Annotated in this window: 18 protein-coding genes; 7 read left to right on the forward strand and 11 right to left on the reverse strand. The window is 69.8% G+C overall.

The window, feature by feature from the left end; all coding sequences use genetic code 11:
* Window positions 1-15: 15 nt before the first annotated feature.
* The 3 genes from IHE47_RS01900 to IHE47_RS01910 form a co-directional block, all read right to left on the reverse strand.
* Entirely contained in the window at window positions 16-1,287 is a 1,272-nt protein-coding gene (locus IHE47_RS01900; RefSeq protein ID WP_192103666.1) for an HlyD family efflux transporter periplasmic adaptor subunit, read from the reverse strand.
* A 379-nt stretch (window positions 1,288-1,666) separates the two neighbouring features.
* Window positions 1,667-4,210, reverse strand: a complete 2,544-nt coding sequence (locus tag IHE47_RS01905; RefSeq protein ID WP_192103668.1) for a TonB-dependent receptor — start codon at window positions 4,208-4,210, stop codon at window positions 1,667-1,669.
* 59 nt (window positions 4,211-4,269) lie between these two features.
* Window positions 4,270-6,303, reverse strand: coding sequence for a tetratricopeptide repeat-containing sulfotransferase family protein (locus tag IHE47_RS01910; protein WP_192103670.1), 2,034 nt, complete (start codon window positions 6,301-6,303; stop codon window positions 4,270-4,272).
* 275 nt (window positions 6,304-6,578) lie between these two features.
* Between IHE47_RS01910 and IHE47_RS01915 the strand changes: the two genes are divergently transcribed.
* The 4 genes from IHE47_RS01915 to IHE47_RS01930 all read left to right on the forward strand — a co-directional run bounded on the left by IHE47_RS01915 (window position 6,579) and on the right by IHE47_RS01930 (window position 11,763).
* Entirely contained in the window at window positions 6,579-7,649 is a 1,071-nt protein-coding gene (locus tag IHE47_RS01915; RefSeq protein ID WP_192103672.1) for an aromatic ring-hydroxylating dioxygenase subunit alpha, read from the forward strand.
* Window positions 7,646-8,986 (forward strand): amino acid permease, encoded by a 1,341-nt coding sequence (locus tag IHE47_RS01920; RefSeq protein ID WP_192103674.1) that lies wholly within the window; start codon window positions 7,646-7,648, stop codon window positions 8,984-8,986. The genes IHE47_RS01915 and IHE47_RS01920 overlap by 4 nt, the downstream gene beginning before the upstream one ends.
* Window positions 8,983-11,067: an FAD-dependent oxidoreductase gene (locus tag IHE47_RS01925; RefSeq protein ID WP_192103676.1), complete on the forward strand. Its 2,085-nt coding sequence runs from the start codon at window positions 8,983-8,985 to the stop codon at window positions 11,065-11,067. The genes IHE47_RS01920 and IHE47_RS01925 overlap by 4 nt, the downstream gene beginning before the upstream one ends.
* A gap of 96 nt (window positions 11,068-11,163) precedes the next feature.
* A complete protein-coding gene (locus IHE47_RS01930; protein WP_192103678.1) occupies window positions 11,164-11,763 on the forward strand; it encodes a hypothetical protein in 600 nt (199 codons plus the stop codon).
* Between the two features lie 95 nt (window positions 11,764-11,858).
* Here the strand turns inward: IHE47_RS01930 and IHE47_RS01935 are convergent, their stop codons facing one another.
* Window positions 11,859-12,083: a hemin uptake protein HemP gene (locus IHE47_RS01935; protein WP_192103680.1), complete on the reverse strand. Its 225-nt coding sequence runs from the start codon at window positions 12,081-12,083 to the stop codon at window positions 11,859-11,861.
* Between the two features lie 89 nt (window positions 12,084-12,172).
* Window positions 12,173-13,141, reverse strand: coding sequence for an aldo/keto reductase (locus IHE47_RS01940; protein WP_192103682.1), 969 nt, complete (start codon window positions 13,139-13,141; stop codon window positions 12,173-12,175).
* Window positions 13,142-13,350: 209 nt separating this feature from the next.
* Between IHE47_RS01940 and IHE47_RS01945 the strand changes: the two genes are divergently transcribed.
* Window positions 13,351-14,838 (forward strand): alpha-L-fucosidase, encoded by a 1,488-nt coding sequence (locus IHE47_RS01945; protein ID WP_192103683.1) that lies wholly within the window; start codon window positions 13,351-13,353, stop codon window positions 14,836-14,838.
* A gap of 7 nt (window positions 14,839-14,845) precedes the next feature.
* On the opposite strand, the gene IHE47_RS01950 is transcribed toward IHE47_RS01945, so the two are convergent.
* Window positions 14,846-15,754 (reverse strand): LysR family transcriptional regulator, encoded by a 909-nt coding sequence (locus tag IHE47_RS01950; protein ID WP_192103685.1) that lies wholly within the window; start codon window positions 15,752-15,754, stop codon window positions 14,846-14,848.
* 90 nt (window positions 15,755-15,844) lie between these two features.
* Between IHE47_RS01950 and IHE47_RS01955 the strand changes: the two genes are divergently transcribed.
* Window positions 15,845-16,789, forward strand: coding sequence for an NAD(P)H-binding protein (locus tag IHE47_RS01955; protein WP_192103687.1), 945 nt, complete (start codon window positions 15,845-15,847; stop codon window positions 16,787-16,789).
* A gap of 6 nt (window positions 16,790-16,795) precedes the next feature.
* Here IHE47_RS01955 and IHE47_RS01960 read toward each other — a convergent pair whose 3' ends face one another.
* Window positions 16,796-17,305, reverse strand: coding sequence for a phosphatidylglycerophosphatase A (locus IHE47_RS01960; protein ID WP_192103688.1), 510 nt, complete (start codon window positions 17,303-17,305; stop codon window positions 16,796-16,798).
* The gene (gene thiL, locus IHE47_RS01965; protein ID WP_192103690.1) at window positions 17,302-18,270 is read right to left on the reverse strand and encodes a thiamine-phosphate kinase; all 969 of its coding nucleotides are present in this window, start codon (window positions 18,268-18,270) and stop codon (window positions 17,302-17,304) included. The genes IHE47_RS01960 and thiL overlap by 4 nt, the downstream gene beginning before the upstream one ends.
* Window positions 18,271-18,406: 136 nt before the next feature.
* Here thiL and IHE47_RS01970 point away from each other — a divergent pair, with 136 nt between their 5' ends.
* Window positions 18,407-18,868: a nuclear transport factor 2 family protein gene (locus IHE47_RS01970; protein ID WP_192103692.1), complete on the forward strand. Its 462-nt coding sequence runs from the start codon at window positions 18,407-18,409 to the stop codon at window positions 18,866-18,868.
* A gap of 150 nt (window positions 18,869-19,018) precedes the next feature.
* Here the strand turns inward: IHE47_RS01970 and IHE47_RS01975 are convergent, their stop codons facing one another.
* From IHE47_RS01975 to ribE, 3 genes are read right to left on the reverse strand one after another with little or no spacing between them, the layout of a single operon-like run.
* Window positions 19,019-19,558: a GNAT family N-acetyltransferase gene (locus IHE47_RS01975; RefSeq protein ID WP_192103694.1), complete on the reverse strand. Its 540-nt coding sequence runs from the start codon at window positions 19,556-19,558 to the stop codon at window positions 19,019-19,021.
* Window positions 19,558-20,004 carry a transcription antitermination factor NusB gene (nusB, locus tag IHE47_RS01980; protein ID WP_192103695.1) on the reverse strand — a complete coding sequence of 149 codons (447 nt, stop codon included), beginning with the start codon at window positions 20,002-20,004 and terminating at the stop codon, window positions 19,558-19,560. The genes IHE47_RS01975 and nusB overlap by 1 nt, the downstream gene beginning before the upstream one ends.
* Window positions 20,004-20,465 (reverse strand): 6,7-dimethyl-8-ribityllumazine synthase, encoded by a 462-nt coding sequence (gene ribE, locus IHE47_RS01985; RefSeq protein WP_192103697.1) that lies wholly within the window; start codon window positions 20,463-20,465, stop codon window positions 20,004-20,006. The genes nusB and ribE overlap by 1 nt, the downstream gene beginning before the upstream one ends.
* Window positions 20,466-20,948: the final 483 nt, after the last annotated feature.

Here is a 20,948-nt window from a genome sequence, read left to right on the forward strand (position 1 = left end):
GAGGGGGTATTGCGGTTACCGACTGATCGCGACGCGCTGCGCGCCCTTGAAGCTGTCGGTGCCGGAGATCACGATCTGGTCGCCTTCCTTCAGGCCGTCGAGGATCTCCACCTTGTCGATGCTGCTTTCGCCGGCGCGGATCGGGGTCTTGGTGGCGATGCCGTCCTTGACCACGTAGGCATAGCTGCCGCCGGATTCGTCGATGAAGGAGCCGCGCTGCACGGTCAGCACGTTGTCGCGCTTGTCGAGCAGGATGCGCACGGACAGGCGCTGGTTCTGGCGCAGTTCCTTCGGCGTGGAACCTTCGAAGCGCACGCGGGCGGCCACTTCGCCGTTCACCACCTCGGGCGAGATCGCGCTGACCAGGCCCTTCCAGGTGGTGCCGTTGCCGCTGATCTCGCCGCCCATGCCGATGGCCAAGTCGCGCGCGAAGCTCTCGGGCACCTGCACTTCCACTTCCAGCGCGGTGAGGTCGATCACGCTCAGCAGCTGCGCGTCCTTCGCCACGGTGGCCACCGGCGCGATAAACAGCTGGCCGACCTGGCCGTCCACCGGCGACTTCACGTTGAGGTCGTCCACCTGGCGCTGCAGGTCCTGCACCACCAGCATCTGGTTGTCGTGCGCCAGTTTCTTCGCCTGGATGTTGAAGTTGAGGCTGTCGTTGTTCATGCCGAGGTCGGCCTTGGCATGGTCCAGCGCGATGCGCGCCTTCTCCAGGTCGTCCTTGGCCTTGTCGACCGCGACCCCGGTGGAGGCGCCGGCGGCGTAGGCCTTCTGCTCGCGGTCGAGGTTGTTGGCGGCGCTCTTCGCGTCGATCTGCGCGTTGTCGTAGGCCTTCTGCAGGTCGCCGCGCTTGGTGCGCGCGTCCACCTGCGCCTGCAGGTAGTCCACCTGCATGCCGTCGGCCTTGGACTGCTCCTGCGCCAGCTTGTTGCGCAGCTCGGGGCTGTCCACCACGGCCAGCACCTGGCGCTTCTTCACCACGTCGCCGGCGTGCACCAGCAGCTTCACGGCGCCGCCGTAGGTGGCGTAGAGCGTGGGGCTGTTGGCCGCCACCACCTTGCCCTCGGCGGCGATGTCGCGCACGAACAGCCCGCGCTCGACGGTGGCGAAGGCCAGCCGCGATGCGCTCACCGAGGCATCGGCGGAGAACAGGCGGAGGATGCCGGGCATGGCGAGCGCCAGCACCACCAGCAAGGCCACGCCGCCGCCGATGAACAGCAGGCGGCGCTTGCGGTTGGGCTTGACCTCGACGATGCGGTCTTGCGCGGAGGTGTCGCGGATCATCGTGTATTCCCCGGCCGCGGACAGTGCGGCCCCGATCCGTACTCAGCAATCCACGTGCCAACCCGTAATCACGGAAAAACGCTTTTTCTTTTAGACACTTGCAATCGATGCATCGCAAAAGACCAGTGTCCGCGGACACTGCGCGGACAACGGACAGGGCATGGCGGGCGGGCGCGGAAAAGCCCGGCAGGTGCCGAAGCCCGTGGCCTGGGGGATTTTGAAGCTGCTTGCCTGATGCAAGGAAAGTGCAGGACTGCATTTTCCCGGCTTGCTGCGCCCGGACTGCGTCCGGGCTTCGCTCCGCCGGCCAGGCGCAAGCGCCTGGCCGGCGTGCGATCCATCCATGGATCGCACTGACCTGCCGCCTCGCGGCGAAAGGTCAGAAGTCCTGTTTGAAGCGGACGCCGAAGGTGCGCGGCTGGCTGTAGCCGGTGTAGACCTGTCCGTCCGGATACAGCGCCGAGGCGCCGTGGGCGCCGCAGATATCCACGCCGCACTCGGCGAACTTGTACTGCGCCGCATGCGCGTTGAACGCGTTGTTGAGGTAGAGGCTGGCCGTCCAGCTGCCCTTCTCGAAACCCGCGGAGAGGTTGACCAGGTTGTACGACGGCAGGTCGCCGAACAGGCCGTTCTCCACCACGCGCAGGTCGGTGCTGCGCTGGCCCACGTGCACCAGCGCGCCCTGCACATAGGCGTCGTTGTCGCCGACATCGAAGGTGTAGCGCCCGACGAGGTTGCCCTTGAAGCGCGGCGTGATCGGCAGGCGGGTGCCGGTGGGCGCCTGCGGCCCGCTCACGGCGTCGCCGGTCTGCGGGTTGATGGTGCCGGCCGGGCAGTTGGTGACCGGGTTGCCGGCGTTGTCGGTGAAGCCGCAGTAGTTCGAGGTCAGCTTGGCGTCGTAGAACGCGACGCCGGCGCTGAGGTTGAGGTGGTAGGTGGCCTGCCAGACCAGTTGCGACTCGAAGCCGTCGATGCGCGCGGAGCCCGCGTTCTTGATGATGGTCAGGCCGTTGGGGCCGAGGATGTTGAACTGGAAGTTGTTCCAGTTCTCGCGGAACACCGCGCCGTTGAACGACAGGCGATTGTCGAGCCAGGAGGTCTTCCAGCCGAACTCGAGGTTGGTCAGGAAGTCCGCCTGGTAGGGCGGCGTGTCGCCCGCGCGGTTGATGCCGCCCGGGCGGAAGCCCTCCGAGCGGGTGAGGTAGATCATCGCGTCGTGCGAGATGTTCCAGGTCAGGTTGGCCTTGCCCAGCGAACCGCTGTCCCTGACGGACTTGTTGAAGTCCAGGCACGGCGCGCCGAGGAAGGGCGTCGAACTGATGCAGCCGGCCTGCCCGTAGCTCGAGCCGGGATCGAAGCCGGTGCTGTAGCCGTAGAAGCCGTACAGGTTGTTCCTGGTGCGGTAGTAGCGCTCGCCGACCGTCAGGGTGAGCGTGTCGGGGATGAAGTCGTAGGACAGCTCGCCGTACACCGCCTCGTTGTAGTCGTAGCGCACCTGCCGGGTCAGCCAGATCGTGTTCGGCCAGCCGGGCACCGACAGCGAGGACGCCAGGCCGTTGATCTGGTAGTCCTGCATGATGTCGTGCTTGTCCTTCTGCCAGAACGCGCCGGCCACCAGGCGCAGGCGGTCGTCGCTGGGCGAGGCGATGCGCAGCTCGTGGCTGCTGTCGGTGTAGTGGTCGCGGTCGGTGATGAACTCGGACGGATTGATCAGCTGGCCGCTGTTGTCGGTGATGTAGCTGCCCCAGCCCTGCAGCGTGTCGTACCAGAATGAGTAGTCGCTGTAGTCGGTCGCTTCCTCCTGGTTGCGCTTGAGGTGCGAGTAGTTGTACGTCAGGTCGAAGTCGCCGATCTTGCCCTGCACGGTGAGCGCGCCCTGCCACCAGCGGTCGTCGACGTACTCGGGGTAGAAGTGGGTGACCTCCTGGTAGCCGACCGCCGGGTCGCTGGCGAAGGTGCCGTGCGAGATGGTCTGCTGGCCCATCAGGGTCGGGGTGATCGTCCAGTTGTCGTCCAGGTCCACCTTGAGCGCGGCGCGGCCGCCGCTGGTGTTGACGTCGTTGTAGTCGTTGCGTGCATGTCCCACGCATTGCAGCGTGGTGCTGGGCACGCAATTGTCCGCGTTGCTGATGGTGATGCCGGAGGTCGGGTAGGTGCGCGTGCCGGCCACGTTGTCGACGTAGCCGGCGTCGTGCTCGTGCCAGCCCACCAGGCGGATCGCCGCGCTGCTGCTGAGCGGGATGTTGAGCATGCCCTCCACGGTGCCGCCGATGCCGCCGTGCGTGACCGTGTCGGTATCCAGCGAGTAGTTCGCCGCGAAACCGCTGGGGTCGGGCTTGTTGGTGATGATGCGCAACGCGCCCGCCTCGGCGCTGGCGCCGTACAGCGTGCCCTGCGGGCCGGCCAGCACCTCGATGCGGGCGATGTCGTACATGTGGATGTCGAGCGGGCCCTGGATCGTGGTGATCGGCTGCTCGTCCAGGTACACGCCCACGCTGGGCTGCGAGCCGGAGTGGTTGGTGTTGCCGCCGCTGGCCACGCCGCGCATGTAGATCGAGGCGAAGCCCGGCCCGGTGGCGATGCCGCCGCCACCCTCCTGGAAATCGACGCTGGGCAGGTACTGCACGTAGTCCTTGAAGCTCTGCACCTGCAGCGCCTGCAACTGGTCGTTCTCCAGCACGTTGATGCTGATCGGTACCTTCTGCAGGTTCTCGACGCGCTTCTGCGCGGTCACCGTGACCTCGCTCAGGGTGGTGGTCTTCGGCTTCTTCGCCGGCGTAGCCGCCGGCTTCGCCGCCGCATTCGCGGTGCCGCCCTGCCCGGCCGCCTGCCCCGCGTCCTGCGCCATGGCCGGTGCGGCGATGGCCAGGCAGATCGCCGCCGCCAGCGGCAGCCGGGCCACCCTGGCCCGCGGCGTCCCCATGGTCCGTTTCCATCTGTTCGTGTGCATAAACCCTCCCCAGGCAAATCCACGATGGTCGATCAGTTGTCGAACTGCCACTCCCCTTCCGGCGCTTCCGGATAGCTCGCCAGCACCGGCCCCAGGGTCGATGCCAGCGGCTCCAGCCACGCCATGTAATGCCGCCAGTGATCCACTCCCTCGCGATAGATCGGCTGGCGTACCTGTTCCGAGCTGGCCGTGCGCACCGGCCGCGGATTCTGGAAAAAGCGCAGGCACGCGTCCTCGAACGGCAGGCCGCAGTAGTCGAGCAGCCGGCGCACCTCGCCCGCAGTGTCGTCGACCATGCGCTCGTACACCACGCGGTGGACGCGCCCGGGCAGCACGGCGTCGAAATGCGCCATCAGCGCCACGTAGTCGCGGTAGTAGCGCCCCACGTCCGCGAGGTCGTAGCTGAATTCCTGCCCGCGCGCGAAGTGCTGCTTGAAAGCCGAGAAGCCGCAGGCCAGCGGATGCCGGCGCGCATCGATGATCTTCGCGTTCGGCAGCATCAGGTGGATCAGGCCGATGTGCATGAAATTGTTCGGCATCTTGTCGATGAACAGCGGCGCCGCGGTCTTGCGCTGGATGCGGGTGTGCGCCAGGTAGCGCTCGCCGAGCGCGCGCAGCGCATCGGCGTCGAGCGCCGCCAGCGCGGCGTGGTAGGGCATCGCGTCGTCGGCGTCGCCCTGCTGGCGCAGCAGCCGCGTGATCGAGATGATCTCCGGCAGCTCCATCGTGCCTTCGACCTGGCTGTGGCTGGACAGGATCTGCTCGATCAGGGTGGAGCCGGCGCGCGGCAGGCCGACCACGAAGATCGGATCGGGCGCGGGATGGCCCGCGCCGGCGCGCGCGGCGAAGAAATCCGGCGTGTAGCGCTCGCGGATGCAGCGCACGCGCGCACTGGTGTCGTCGGCGCTGTAGTCCAGCTTCGCGCGCCGGATCGCGTTGCCCTGCGCGTAGTGGCGGAACGACGGTTCGTACTCGCCGGCATCCTCCAGCGCCTTGCCGACGGCGAACGCCAGGTGCAGGCGGTCGTCCTCGGCCAGGTCGGCGCGCGCCAGCTGCCGGCGCATCGCGTCCAGTTCGTCGGCGCCGAAGCGGAAGGTCTTGAGGTTGGCCAGGCTCCACCAGACTTCGCCGAACGACGGCTTGAGCTCCAGGCTGCGCCGGTAGGCGGCGATGGCGCGCTCGAGATGCCCGGCGGTCTTCAGCGCGTGGCCGTAGCTCACCCACAGCTTCGGCGTGTCCGGGTAACTCTCCGCCAGTTCGGCGTAGATGCGGATGGCCGGTTCGTAGTCGCCGACCCGGCACAGCACCGCCGCCTTCAGGTTGCGGCAACCGGCATCGCCGGGATCGGCCGCCAGCAGGCGCTCGATCTCGGCCAGCGCCTGTTCCGGCCGGTTGCTGCGATGCAGGAGCAGCGCATAGTTGCGGCGCGCCTCGCCGAAGCCGGGGGCCAGTTCCAGGCAGCGTTCGAGCAGGTGCAGGGCATCCTCGTTGCGGCCCAGCCGGGCGGCGACCTCGGCGAACATGCGGATCGCCGCCACGTCGGTGGGCGCCTGCTTCAGGCGCGCGCGCAGCATCCGCTCGGCCTCGGGAATGCGGTTCTCGACCAGGGCGACGGCGGCGGCCATCAATTGCGGATCGCGGGTGGAATGGCGCACGTGGCTGGCGTACGCCACGTCGGCGGCGGCCTGCTCGCCGGCCGCCATCAGGCAATCGCCTAGCACGCGCCAGGCCTGCGGCAACCCGGGCTGCAACGCCACCGCCCGGCGCAGCGCGGCGATGGCCTCCTCGCCGCGGCCGCAGCGCGCCAGCGCCTGCCCCAGGTCGAACTGGATCGCCGCCCGGTCCGGTTGCGCGCGCGCCAACGGCACGAGCAGTTCGAGCGCACCGGGCAGGTTGCCCTGCAGCGAGCGCACCGTCGCCAGCAGTTGCAATGCGACCGGATGGCCGGGAGCCGCCTGCAGTATCCCGTCGAGCTGTTCGGTCGCCAGCACCGGATCGCGCTCCAGCAGTCGTGCGGCGTGGGCCAGCGCCTGCTCCAGCGTGCCGGTGGCGGCGGCCTCCGTCATGCGCGGGCTTGCCGCGGCGGCGCGGGCAACGGGTGCGGGGCGGTTCCCGCACGGCACGACAGCAACACGACGCATGGCATGGGCGACGGCGGCTCCTCACGAGGTTCACGGCAATCTAGCACCCCGGTCCGGCCGGCAGATAGGGGCATGGCGACGATGCCGCGACGGTGGACACGCGCGCCGGGATCGGACATACACTGCCGGAACGCGCGGAGCATGGATGCCCCGAAGACGATGGCCCGTCGCGCCCATGCCATCCGGGGAATCAATCCGCCATGACTGCCGACACCCAGGTCGAGGAACTCAACCGCGCGCACGCCCTGCCCGCGCGCTACTACGCCGGCGCGGCGGTGCTGGCGATGGAGCAGCGCGCGGTGTTCGCGCGCAGCTGGCAACTGGTGGCCCACCAGGAGCAACTGGCCGAACCGGGCGACCACGTGGTCGAACAGGTCGCCGGCGTGCCCGTGCTGCTGGTGCGCGGGCAGGACGGCGTGCTGCGCGCCTTCCCCAACGTGTGCCGCCATCGCGCCGGGCCGCTGGCGCTGTGCGACGGCAAGGGCATCCGCGCCCTGCACTGCAAGTACCACGGCTGGACCTACACGCTGGAAGGCCAGCTGCGCAGCGCGCCGGAGATGCAGGACGCCTGTGATTTCCGCGTCGAGGACATCCACCTGCCGCCGCTGCGCGTGCACGAGTGGCAGGGCCTGGTGTTCGTGGCGCTGGACACGGAGGTGCCGGCGTTCGACGCGGTCTACGGCGGCATCGCCGAACGCATCGCGCCGATCGACCTGGCGGCGATGCGCTACCTGCGCCGCGACACCTACGACATCGAATGCAACTGGAAGGTCTACGTCGACAACTTCCTCGAGGGCTACCACCTGCCGCACGTGCACCCCGGCCTGTCGCGCGTGCTCGACTACCGCGCCTACGACACCGAGCTGTCCGCGTGGCACTCGCTGCAATCCTCGCCGTTGCGCAACAGCAGCGGGATCTACGGCGACGGCGAGGCGTTCTACTACTTCGTCTATCCCAACGTGATGCTCAACATCATGCCGGGGCGGCTGCAGACCAACCGCATCCTGCCGCTGGGGGCGGACCGCTGCCGCGTGGTGTTCGACTACTACTACGCGCAGGACGCGGGCGCCCAGGCGCGCATCGCCGCCGACCAGGGCTTCAGCGACGAGGTGCAGCACGAGGACATCGCGATCTGCGAGGCGGTGCAGAAGGGCCTGGCCTCCGGCCGCTACGTGCCCGGCCGCCTGAACCCTAAGCGCGAGAGCGGCGTCTGGCATTTCCAGAACCTGCTGCGCGCGGCCTATGCCGGACCCGCCGGGGAGTCCGCATGAGCGGCGGCGCAACCGCCGCCGCTCACGGCGAACGCAAGATCGGCTTCTGGACCTGCACGGCGCTGGTGATCGGCAACGTGATCGGCATGGGCATCTTCGTGCTGCCCGCCGCGTTGGCGCCCTACGGCTTCAACGCGCTGATCGGCTGGGCCGTGGTGCTGGCGGGAGCGCTGGCGCTGGCCCGCGTGTTTTCGATTCTGGCCCGGGCCCTGCCCGATGCCGGCGGTCCCTACGGCTACATCCGCCACACGCTCGGCGACCTGCCGGCCTACCTGTCGCTGTGGGCGTACTGGGTATCGGTGTGGATCACCAATGCCGCACTGGCGACCGGCGTGGTCGGTTACCTGGTGGCGGCATTCCCGGCGCTGGGCGCGCTGCCGCCGATGTGGTTCGCGCAGGGCCTGCTGTGGACGCTGGTGGCGATCAACCTGTGCGGCGTGCGTACCGGCGGCGGCGTGCAGATCCTCACCACCGCGCTGAAGCTGCTGCCGATGCTGGCGATCGCCCTGCTGGGCGGCTGGTTGCTGCTGACCTCGCCGGCCAGCTACACCGCGCACCTGCCCGCCACGCCGATCAACCTGGGCGGCGTGACCGCGGCCACCAGCATCGCCCTGTTCGCGATGCTGGGGGTCGAATCGGCCAGCGTGCCGGCCGCGCGCGTGGACGAGCCGGCACGCACCATCCCGCGCGCGACCATGATCGGCACCGCGCTCGCCGCGCTGGTCTATGTCGTCGTCTCGGCCATACCGCTGCTGCTGATCCGGCAACCGGAACTGGCCGCGACCAGCGCACCGTTCGCGCTGGTGATGGACCGCTTCGCCGCCGCCGGCTCGGGACGCTGGCTGGCGCTGTTCGTGGCGATCAGCGGGCTGGGCGCGCTGAACGGCTGGACCCTGCTGGTGGGCGAGCTGACCCGCACGATGGCCGACCACGGCGTGCTGCCGGCCGTGCTCGCGCGCCACGACCGCCGGGGCACGCCGACGCTCTCGCTGCTGGTCACCGGCGCACTGTCCGCGGCGATGATAGCGATGAGCTACAGCAAGTCGCTGGTGTCCGCCTTCACCTTCCTCACCCTGCTGGGGACGGCCGCCAACCTGCCGCTCTACCTGTGCTGCGCGCTGGCGCTGATGGTGCTGTGGCGCCGGCGCCACGAGGTCTGCGCCTCGCAGGGGGCGTTGCTGGCCGCGCTGGTCTGCGTGCTGTTCGTGGCCTTTGCCTTCGTCGGCGCGGGCCGCGGCCCCTTCCTGTGCGCGATCGGGCTGGTCGCGGCGGGATTGCCGCTGTACGCGCTGATGCGCCTGCGCCGCCGCGCCGTGGCCGGGGCGATGCCCGAATGAGGGATCCGCGCTACGACGTCCTGTTCGAACCGGTGCGGATCGGCCCGGTCACCGCGAAGAACCGCTTCTTCCAGGTGCCGCACTGCAACGGCATGGGCCACGCGATGCCGCTGGCGCACGCGGCGATGCGCGAGGTGAAGGCCGAGGGCGGCTGGGCGGTGGTGTCCACCGAGGAATGCGAGATCCACCCCAGCGGCGACCTCACGCCCTACGTCGAGGCGCGGCTGTGGGACGACCGCGACATCCCCGCGCTGGCATTGATGTGCGACAAGGTGCACGCACACGGCGCGCTGGCCGCGCTGGAGCTGACCCACAACGGCCCCACCGCGTCGAACCTGTATTCGCGCGAGGTGCTGATCGCGCCGTCGCCGCAGCCGACCAAGTACGGCTATCCGCACCAGGCGCGCGCGATGACACTGCACGACATCCGCGAATACCGCCGCTGGCACCGCGAGGCGGCGATCCGCGGCAAGCGCGCCGGCATGGACATCATCTACGTCTATGCCGCGCACGACCTCTCGCTGGCGATGCACTTCCTGCAGCGCCGGCGCAACCGGCGCAGCGACGAGTACGGCGGCCCGCTGGAGAACCGCGTACGCCTGCTGCGCGAGGTGCTGCAGGACACGAAGGAAGCGGTGGGCGACCGCTGCGCGGTGGCGCTGCGCTTCGCCGTCGAGGAAGGGCTGGGCCCCGGCGGCGTGGAGCTGGCCGAGGCGCAGGACATCGTGGGCATGCTGGCCGAACTGCCCGACCTGTGGGACGTGAACCTCGCCGCCTGGTACAACGACTCGGTGCCCTCGCGCTTCGCCGCCGAGGGCGCGCAGGAACCCTTCATAGCTTTCGTCAAGAAGACCACCGGCAAGCCGGTGGTGGGCGTGGGCCGCTTCACCTCGCCCGACACCATGGTGTCGCAGCTCAGGCGCGGCGTGCTCGACCTGATCGGTTGCGCACGCCCGTCGATCGCCGACCCGTTCCTGCCGCGCAAGATCGAAGAGGGCCGCGCCGACGACATCCGCGAATGCATCGGCTGCAACATCTGCGTCTCCGGCGACATGACCATCTCGCCGATCCGCTGCACGCAGAACCCGACCATGGGCGAGGAATGGCGCAAGGACTGGCACCCGGAACGCATCGCGCCGGTGCGCACGCCGGCGCGCGTGCTGGTGGTCGGCGCCGGCCCCGCCGGGCTGGAGGCCGCGCGCGCGCTGGGCCAGCGCGGCTGCGACGTGAGCGTGGCCGAGGCACGCCGCGAACTCGGCGGACGCGTCACGCGCGAGTCGCGCCTGCCGGGGCTGGCCGAATGGGCGCGCGTGCGCGACTGGCGCGTGGGCCAGATCGGCAAGCTGGCGAACGTGGCGGTCTACCTCGACTCGGTGCTGGGCGCGCAGGACGTGCTGGACTTCGGCGCCGGGCACGTGGTGCTGGCCACCGGCTGCCACTGGCGCCGCGACGGCTACGGCCGCAGCAACGGCTTCGACATTCCCGGCTTCGCCGGCAACCCGCGCGTGTTCACGCCCGACGACCTGATGGACGGCCGCCTGCCGCAAGGCCGCGTGGTGGTGTTCGACGACGACGGCTACTACCACGGCAGCGTGGCGGCCGAACTGCTGCGCCGGCACGGCTGCGAGGTGGTCCACCTGACCCCGGACGACAGCATCGCGCCGTGGAGCCAGCACACGCTCGACTACCGGCACGTCCGCAAACGGATGGCCCAGCTCGGCATCGAAGCGATGGTGTCGCACGACGTCGTCGGCTACGACGGCGGCACGCTCCTCGTCGAGGACGTCTGGACCCACCGGCGCCGCGAGCTGGCCTGCGACGCCGTGGTCGCCGTCACCGCCCGCCTGCCCGACGACGCGCTGTATCAGGCGCTGAAGCAGCGCGAGGCGGAGTGGACCGACGCCGGCATCCGCAGCCTGCGCTGCATCGGCGACGCCGAGGCGCCGGGCCTGATCGCGCACGCGGTCTACGCCGGCCACCGCTACGCCCGCGAACTGCAGGAGCCGCGCGACGGCGAGGTCGCGTTCAAGCGGCATTTCCACACCGTTGACGCCGACGACCTGCGCCGCCCGCGCGGTTGAGGGACCTCTGGTTTTGCCGTCATCCCAGCAAGAGCTGGATGACAAGCAAGAAGCCAATCGATCAGCTGCCTGGCAACCCAGCGCCAACCCTTCGGCGTGCGCGATGTCGCGCGCAATCCCGCCGCCCAGTGCGGACACCCGCGCCGCAGGCAGCGCCTCCAGCAGCTCGAGTCCGGCCAGCCGCCGGCAACGGAAATCCAGCAGTTGCGCCGCCGCGATGCGTCCGTCGCCGCGGCGCTGGCCACCCACGGCATGCACCGGCATGCCTGCCGCGAGCAAGGCATCCCAGCCGAGGTAGTCGCTGTCGGGCAACAGATGCAGGCGGGCGCACAGGCGACCATCGCGGGCGCGGCACTCCAGCCATTCGTGCGGGCCGTCGCTGCCGATCGCACAGGCGGCGACCAGCCAGCGCACGCACAGCAAGGGTGCCAGCTCGCGGCATCCCGCCAGCAGGCCGGTGGCCGCATCCGCCAACGCTGGCACCGCGCATGGCAGATACAGCACCGGCCCCGCGGCCGGCAAACGCCGCGCCAGCAGCCGCGGCGTGATCCGCAGCCAGCGGCACTCCACTTCGGCGCCGACGGCACGCGGACAGACCTGGGCAAGACGGGTAGCCAGCCAACCGGGCATCGCACTCTCCACTGTCGGATGGCTTGCGGTTGCGCGGACCGGAACGTGCGCAACGGCTGGCGATGATCTGGCTCCCCTCTCCCGCTCGCGGGAGAGGGGCCGGGGGAGCGGGCACGGGCTTGCATCGAACCACGCCCCACACGGGAGCGTTGCTGCAAGCCTTACTTGGTAAGGATCAACTTGTCCTTGCGGGTAAGCCGCAGGTGGTACTCGCTGCCCTCGTGCTGGATCACCAGCTCGCGCCCGCCATCCAGCAACGACTGGCTGCTGACGCGGCGCACGACGGGCGGCGTGCCGGCAGCGGCGGGGTGCAGCGAAAGACGCGACAACGGACGGGTCAGCCGGCTGGCGACGGTCGGCAGGCTCAAGGTGGTGGCGATCGACATGGGCGACTCCGCAGTGAAGTTCAGTCGGAGTTGATGATAATGATTCTCATTAAGACGTCAACCGTCACGACAGCGATCGCCTGCCGCGCTCACTCGACCGCCTGCGCGATGCGCCGGCGCAGTGCCTCGTCCAGCTTCGGCAGCACGTCCAGCGCGCCGAGATTGTGTTCCAGCTGTTCCAGCCGGCTCGCGCCCAGCATCACCGTGGACACATGCGGATTCGCCGCGCACCACGCGATCGCGAGTTGCGCGGTGCTGCAACCCAGCTCGTCGGCGAGCGGGCGCAGGCGGCGCACCTTCGCCACGCGCTCGCCGCCATCGCCCAGCACCCGCTCCTGCAGCCACGCGTAGTCAGGCTGCGCCAGCCGCGAATCCGCCGGCACACCCCGGTCGTACTTGCCGCTGAGCAGGCCCGAGGCCAGCGGCGACCAGATCGTGGTGCCCATGCCGTAGTCGCGGTACAGCGGCGCGTATTCCACCTCGACCCGCTCGCGGTGCAGCAGGTTGTATTCCGGCTGCTCCATCACCGGCGCCGCGAGGTGGTTTTCCTCCGCCACGCGATGCGCCTCGACGATGGCCTGCACCGGCCACTCGCTGGTGCCCCAGTACAGCACCTTGCCCTGGCGCACCAGCAGGTCCATCGCCGCCACGGTTTCCTCGATCGGCGTCTCGGGATCCGGACGATGGCAGAAATAGAGGTCGAGGTAGTCCACGCGCAGGCGCTGCAGCGCCTGGTGGCAGGCCTCGATCACGTGCTTGCGCGACAGGCCGCGCTGGGTCGGCTTCGGATGGTCGTGCGCGCCGAAGAACACCTTGCTGGACACGCACCAGCTGTCGCGCGGCAGGCGCAGGTCGGCCAGCACGTCGCCCATCAGCGACTCCGCCACGCCGTTGCCGTAGGTCTCGGCGTTGTCGAAGAAGTTGACGCCGCGATCCCACGCCAGCGCCAGCATCTCGCGCGCCAGCGAACGGCCCACGCTCTTGCCGAAGGTGGTCCAGGCACCGAAGGAGAGGACGGAAAGCGGCAGGCCGGAACGACCGAGGCGGCGGTATTGCATGGGGAAACTCCATCGATTGGCGGGGATGATCGGCACCTGACCATCCTTCGCATGCTGCGTCGTCGCGTCCGCTCGATGCAAGCCTTGCGCTCCGTGCGGGCGCAGCCATCGGGCCGGCAAGGCAGGCGGCGTGCCGCTGACTTCATATTTGAATATAGTGTTCATACCTGACACCAACGTCACGGCATCCACCAGTGGAGGCTTGTTCCATGGATCGTCGCCGTTTCCTGCTCGCCGGCTCGGCCGTCGCCTCGATGAGTGCGCTAGCCATGCGTACCAGCCGTGCCGATGCCGCCCCTTCGCCCACCACCAACGGGCCGCGCCCGCGCCCCACGCCACAGCAGTTGCACTGGCAGCGCGACGAACTGGCGATGTTCGTGCACCTCACGGTGAATACCTTCACCGGCAAGGAATGGGGCGACGGCACCGAGTCGCCGGCGATCTTCAATCCGCGCAAGCTCGACGCGCGGCAATGGGCGCGCACGGCGAAGCAGGCCGGCTTCCGCAGCATGATCCTCACCGCCAAGCACCACGACGGTTTCTGCCTGTGGCCCTCCGCCGTCACCGAGCATTCGGTGAAGAACAGTCCATGGAAGAACGGCCAGGGCGACGTGGTGCGCGAGTTCACCGACGCCTGCCGTGCCGAGGGCCTGGGCGCCGGCCTCTACCTCTCGCCATGGGACCGCAACGCCAAGGTCTACGGCAGCGGCGAGGCCTACAACGACTACTACATCGCCCAGCTCACCGAGCTGCTCAGCCACTACGGCAAGATCGTGGAGGTGTGGTTCGACGGCGCCAACGGCGAAGGCCCGAACGGCCGCAAGCAGGCCTACGACTGGCCGCGCATCCATGCCACCGTGCGCAAGCTGCAACCCGACGCGGTGATGTTCTCCGACGCCGGCCCCGACGTGCGCTGGATCGGCGACGAGAAAGGCGTGGCCGGCGAAACCTGCTGGTCCAGCATCGACCCCGCCAGCGTGCCCTGGCCCGGCTACGACCGCCCGTGGGTGGGCGACCTGCTCGGCCATGGCGATCCGCACGGCAGCGCGTGGCGTCCCGGCGAATCGGACGTGTCGATCCGACCCGGCTGGTTCTGGCACGCCGAGGAAAACGACCAGGTGCGCTCGCCCGACGGCCTGATGGATCTCTACTTCAGCTCGGTGGGCCGCAACAGCAAGCTGCTGCTCAACGTGCCGCCGAACCGCGACGGCCTGTTCGACGCGGCGGACATCGCCGCGCTGCAGGGCTTCACCACGAAACGCACCGCGCTGCTCGCCACCAACCTACTGCAGGGCGGCAGCGTGCGGGCCAGCAGCAGCGACATCGCGCACCCCGCCTCCAGCGTGCTCGACGCCAGCCCCGACGCGTACTGGAGCGCCGCCCGCAGCGTGCGCAACGCATGGCTGGAAATCGAACTGCCGCATGCGGTCGAATTCGACACGCTGGAACTCGGCGAAGCCATCGCCCTCGGCCAGGGCATCGCCAACCATTGCGTCGAAACCTGGAACGGCAGTGCGTGGCAGCCGCTCAGCTGGGGCACCACCATCGGCCACAAGAAACTCGTGCGCTTCGATCCGGTGCGCACGACCCGGCTGCGCGTGCTGCTGGAATTCGCCTACGACACGCCACGGCTTGCGCGCGTGGCGGCGTATCGCGGCCCGGATCGCAGCTACGGACCCGGGCACAACGAGAAGTGATCCCGCCTCAGGCGCCCTCGGCCACGTAGGTGGCCAGCGCCTCGAACAGGTAGTCGTAGACCAGCCGCACGCGACGGTTCGTGCGCTGGTCCTCGTGCATCACCAGCCAGGTATCCAGATCCAGCCCGAATGCCTCGGGCAACACCGGCACCAGTTGGCGTTCGCGGCGGGCGAGTGCGCGCTGGCACGCGCCGATACCGTAACCGGCGCGCAGCGCAGCCAGTTGCGCCAACGGACTGTCGGTGCGCAATGCGAAATGCTCGCGCGCATACACCTCGCCGCCCGGCACGCGGCCGCGCATCGCGCGCAGGGCCGGCGTCTCGCGATCGAAACCGATCAGTGCGTGCGCACGCAGATCGGCCAGCGTGCGCGGCGTGCCGCGCTCCTTCAGGTAGCACCGGTGTGCGAACAGCCCCAACCCGATCGCGCCCACGCGCCGCGCCACCAGCGCAGCCTGGCTGGGCCGCAGCATGCGCACGGCGATGTCGGCGTCCTTGCGCAGCAGATCCTCGGTCGCGTCGGAGAGCGACAGCTCGATCACGATGCCCGGCTGTTGCCGGCGCAATCCGGCCAGCATCGCAGGCAACACTTCGCCACCGATCACTTCGCTGCAGGTGATGCGCACCACGCCACGTGCGTCCTGCCGGCTGCCCGAGGCCGTGCGCCGCAACGCGGCCGACGCCGCGGCCATACCGCGCGCGTGTTCGGCCAGCTCGGCACCCAGCTCGGTCAGCGCCAGCCCCTGCGGCGAACGGGTGAACAGGGCCACGCCAAGCATCGTTTCCAGTTGCCGCACGTGCCGACCCAGGCTGGGCTGGGTCATGCCCAGCATGCGCGCCGCCGCGGACAGGCTGCCCTCGCCCGCCACGGCGAGGAAGGAGCGGTAGAGGTCCCAGCCCGGCTCGTCGGTATCCATGCATTTATTTATAGCAGACGTTAGTTATTAGGCAATTTTCAAATATGGTGCCACGCGTCAGGCTGATCCCATTCACACGGGAGCCATGCCATGAACACGACACATACAGCCCTGATCATCGGCGCCACCGGTGGCGCGGGCGGCGAGATTGCCGCGGCCCTGCTGCGGCGCGGCTGGACGGTACGCGCGCTGGTGCGCAACGTTGCCCGCCCCGGCCTCGACCCACGCATCGACTGGCGCGAAGGCGACGCGCTGCAGGCCGACGACGTCATGCAGGCCGCCGCCGGCGTGGATGTGCTGGTCCACGCGGTGAACCCGCCGGGCTATCGCGACTGGGACACGCTGGTGCTGCCGATGCTGGACAACAGCCTCGCCGCGGCCCGCGCCAATGCGGCACGCCTGGTGCTGCCGGGCACGGTCTACAACTACGGCCCCGATGCCTTCCCCCTGCTGGCCGAGGGCGCTCCGCAGCAGCCGCTGACCCGCAAGGGCGCGATCCGCGTGGCGATGGAGCGTCGGCTGGCCGAGGCCGCCGACGTGCGCAGCCTGGTCCTGCGCTGCGGCGACTTCTTCGGGCCGCGCGCGGGCAACAACTGGTTCGCCGCGATGATCAAGCCGGGCCGGCCCGCGCGCAGCCTGCTGTACCCGGGGCGCCGCGGCCTGCCGCACGCCTGGGCCTACCTGCCCGACGTGGGCGAAACGGTGGCGCGACTGCTGGAGCGCGAGGGCGGACTGGAACGCCACGCCCGTTTCCACTTCGCCGGCCATCACGTGGACGCCGCCGCCCTGCTCGCCGCGGTACGCCGCGCCACCGGCAACGCCACGCTGCCGCTGCGCGCCTTCCCCTGGTGGCTGACCTGGCTGGCCGCGCCCTTCGTGGTGGTGCTGCGCGAACTGCGCGAGATGCGCTACCTGTGGCGCGAGCCGCTGCAGCTGGACAACCGCCGGCTGCTGGCATGCCTGGGCGAGGAACCGCATACCCCGCTCGACCAGGCCGTCGAGACCACCCTGCGCGGCTTCGGCTGTGTGGCTTGAAGCGCCTCAGTGGAACAGGCGCAGCGCCAGCGCGAGCACCGCCGCTGCAAACACGCCGGCGATCACGTCATCCACCATCACGCCCAGACCACCCTTGAGTCGACGGTCGAACACCCGGATCGGCCACGGCTTCCACACGTCGAACAGACGAAACAGCGCGAAGCCGGCAAGCACTGCCCACCACGGCGCCACGAGCGCGGGCAGCAGCGCGATCCACAGGCCGACGAATTCGTCCCACACCAGCGCGCGATGGTCGTCCACGCCCAGCGCGCGGCCGGCCCTCTCGCAAGCCCACACACCCAGCGCGAAACCCAGCGCGATCACCAGCAGGTTGAGCGGCAGCGACAGCCCGCGCAGCAGCAGCCACGGCAGGATCGCCGCCAGCGAGCCGAAGGTGCCCTGCGCCACCGGCGCGAGGCCGGAACCGAGGCCGCTGGCGATCCAGCCGGCGGGCGTGGCGAGCAGCGCGCGGCGCTGCGCGGCGGTGAGTGTCCTGCGTTCGACGGGGGCATTCATGCGGCGAAATGATCCCAGCCTGCGCGCCCGGGTTCCAGCCAGCGGCCGTCCGCGTCGCGCACGCGCACGCCCTCGCCCGCCACGATGCAGCCGATGCGCGTGGCGCCGCAGCCCAGCCGCGCCAGGTCGGCCTGCACCCCGGCCACGCGCGCGGCGGGCACGGTGAAGCACAGTTCGTAGTCGTCGCCGCCAGCCAACGCGAAGTCGCGCGCGGCGGCTGCGTCGAACAGGCCCAGCAAGGCGGGCGAGCGCGGCAGCAGGGCCACGTCGATCTCCGCGCCCACGCCGCTGGCTGCGCAGAGATGGCCGAGGTCGGCGAGCAGGCCGTCGGATACGTCGAGGCAGGCGCTGGCGCGCCCACGCAATGCCAACCCCGCCGCCACCCGCGGCACCGGGCGATTCAGGCGCTCGACCAGCACGTCGCGCATGGACGTCCGGACGTCCGCCTGGATCGGCGCCTGCAGGCAGCGCAGGCCCGCCGCCGCATCGCCCAGCGTGCCGGTGACCAGCACCGCGTCGCCCGTGCGCGCGCCGGCGCGCGTCAGCGCCTGTCCCGGCGGCACGAAGCCGTGCACGGCCACGCTGAGCGTGAGCGGGCCGCGCGTGGTGTCGCCCCCCACCAGGGCCAGGCGATGCTGTTGCGCCAGCTGCGCGAAGCCGTCGGCGAAGCCGTCGACGAAGGCGGCGTCGGATTGCGGCAGGGTCAGCGCCAGCAGGGCCCACGCCGGCACCGCACCCATCGCGGCGAGGTCGGACAGGTTCACCGCCAGCGCCTTCCAGCCGATGTCGGCCGGCGCGGTGCCCACCGGGAAATGCACGCCCTCGACCAGGGTGTCGATCGCCACCGCCAGCTCCTGCCCTGCCGGTACGGCCAGCAGCGCGGCATCGTCACCGATGCCCAGGCGCACGTCCTCGCGCCCCTGCGCGGCGCGCTCGCGGATACGGTCGATGAGGCGGAATTCCATGGCGGATCTGCGGCGTGGGCGGGCCCAGAGCAGAGCATCCGCACGCGCGCGGCGCAAGCCCGTGACCTGCGGCGCATGTGCCGGGACCGCATGCATGCGAGGCTGATGCACCTCCACCCTGCCGGAGCCCGCCACCATGCGCCCTGCCCGCCGCCCTCCCGCCGTCCTGTCGCTCGCCTTGCTTGCCACTACGCCGATGCTGGCGGCGGCATCGCCATCCGCAACCGGCGACGCGGCCGTGCTGGCACCGGTCCAGGCCTTCTTCGCCGCGATGTCGCGCTACGACCAGGCCGGCATGCGCGCACAGGTGCTGCCCGCGGGCATGGCCACGCTGATGCGCCACGGCAAGCCGGAACAGATCGCGCTGGGCGACTTCGTCGACCACGTGAAACCGGGCAAGGCAAACATCGAGGAGCGCATCCGCGACCCGCAGGTGCGCGTGGACGACGACCTCGCCGTGGTCTGGGCGCCCTACGTCTTCCTGCTCGACGGCAAGCCGCACCACTGCGGCACCGACGTGTTCAACCTGGCGCGGGTGGACGGGCACTGGCTGATCGCCGGCATCGCCGACAACAGCCGCGATTGCCCGGCGCAGTGAATCTTGGAGCCCGTCTACGACCTCCGCGTGATCCGCGCCGTGTAGGAGCGCCCCCTGTGCGCGCATGCTTTTGGCTCTGATCGGGCATCAAAGCCTTCGCGCACAGGGTGCGCTCCTGCACGGCCAGCCATGGCGAGATCGTGATTACACTCAGCGGGCAAACAGCAGGGCCGGCTCGCCGTGGTAGCTGGTGCGCCGCCACTCGCGGAAGCCGGCCTTCGCGGCCACGCGGATGGAGGCGGCGTTGCCCTCGCTGATGAGGCAGACGGCGCGCATGCCCGGCAGGTTCGCATCGGCCCAGGCAGTCGCCGCGGCGACCGCCTCGCTCGCATAGCCCCGGCCATGCGCCTGCGGCGACAGCACCCAGCCGAACTCCAGCATGCCCGCCAGCGAGGGCTCGATGTCGCGGCGGAAGTCGCCGAAACCGATGTCACCGAGATAGCGCCCGCCGGCCTTTTCCTCGACGGCCCAATAACCGAAGCCGAGCATGCTCCACATGCCGCGCGAGCCCAGCATGCGGCGCCAGGTCTCCTCGGCGGTGAACGGTCGGCCGCCGATGTAGCGCACCACCGCCGGATCGGCCCACATCGCCGTGCAGGCGACGTGGTCGTCGGGACGATGCGCGCGCAGGCGCAGCCGCGCGGTTTCCAGCACCGGCACCCGATCTTCCGTCCGGGCGCCGGCGCCCATCAGCCGCGCTTTTCGACCGCGCGCAGCTCGGCGGCCAGCTTGTCCAGCACGCCGTTGACATAGCTGTGGCCGTGGTCGGCGCCGAAGCGCTTGGTGACCTCGATCGCCTCGTTGATCACCACGCGATACGGCACGTCGGGACGGTGCTTCAGCTCGTAGGCGGCGAGGCGCAGCGCGGCGCGCTCGATCGGGTCGACCTCGGCCACCTCGCGGTCGAGGAACGGGCGCAGCGAGGCGTCGAGTTCGGCGACGTGCTGCTCCACGCCGTGCAGCAGGTCCTCGAAGTAGTCGAGGTCGGCCACCTCCATGTCCTGCTCGTGGCGGAACTGCTCGATCACCGCGTTCATGTGGCTGCCGGACAGCTGCCACGCGTACAGCGCCTGCAGTGCGCGGCGGCGGGCGCGTGAGCGCGCGGCGAGATCGATGCCTTCCGGACGCTGGTTCATCACAGCTGGCCGTACAGGTTGACCATCTCCAGCGCGGCGATCGCCGCGTCGGCGCCCTTGTTGCCGGCCTTGGTGCCGGAGCGCTCGATCGCCTGCTCGATGCTGTCGGTGGTCAGCACGCCGAACGCCACCGGCACGCCCGAATCCAGCGCGGCCTTGGCCAGGCCCTTGGCGCATTCGCCGGCCACGTAGTCGAAATGCGGCGTGGAGCCGCGGATCACCGCGCCCAGCGCGATCACCGCTGCGTACTTGCCCGAGGTCGCCAGCTTGTGCGCAGCCAGCGCGATCTCCCACGCACCCGGCACGCGGACCAGGTCGATCGCGTCGTCCTTCACGCCATGGCGCACCAGCGCATCGCGCGCGCCGGCCACCAGCGGCTCCACGACGAAGCCGTTGAAACGGCCCGCGACGATGGCAAAACGGCCCTTGGGCGTGGCGAAATCGCCTTCGATGGTCTTCATGTTCTGTGTGTTCCTAAACGGACCGGTCGCCCGTGCGAAGCGGGCATTTTACAGGCTTGGCGGCATGGCCGCTTGGGCTGCGGGGAACCACAGGCATCAGCACTGTCGCCACCGGGCCATGCGCGACGCCTCGAAACATCAAACCGCCTGCCAGTGATGGATGGCCCACATGGGCAACGCCACGCCCAAACCACGGACGCATCTGCGCTTGCCGGTGCCGCCCGCCGGTGAGAGGATCGCGGCATGGCCGTCCCTGGGAAAGACTGCAGGATTAGACGGCGGGAATAGACGGCATGATCAGGGGAAATCGTTGATTTGTGTAGAAAGCTTCCGATAGCCAGCACCCGTTCGGCGGGGTTAGCAGGCTGTTGAGAAACCCCTATCGCCAAGCCGATCGATCGATTTTGTTGATCGAAAACCCCCGGTAATGGCGCCCCCCGGACGCACGTTTCCTCAGGTCGGCGAGGGATTCCACCACTCGCC

The organism is Rhodanobacter sp. DHB23 (assembly GCF_014842975.1).
GTDB lineage: Bacteria > Pseudomonadota > Gammaproteobacteria > Xanthomonadales > Rhodanobacteraceae > Rhodanobacter_A.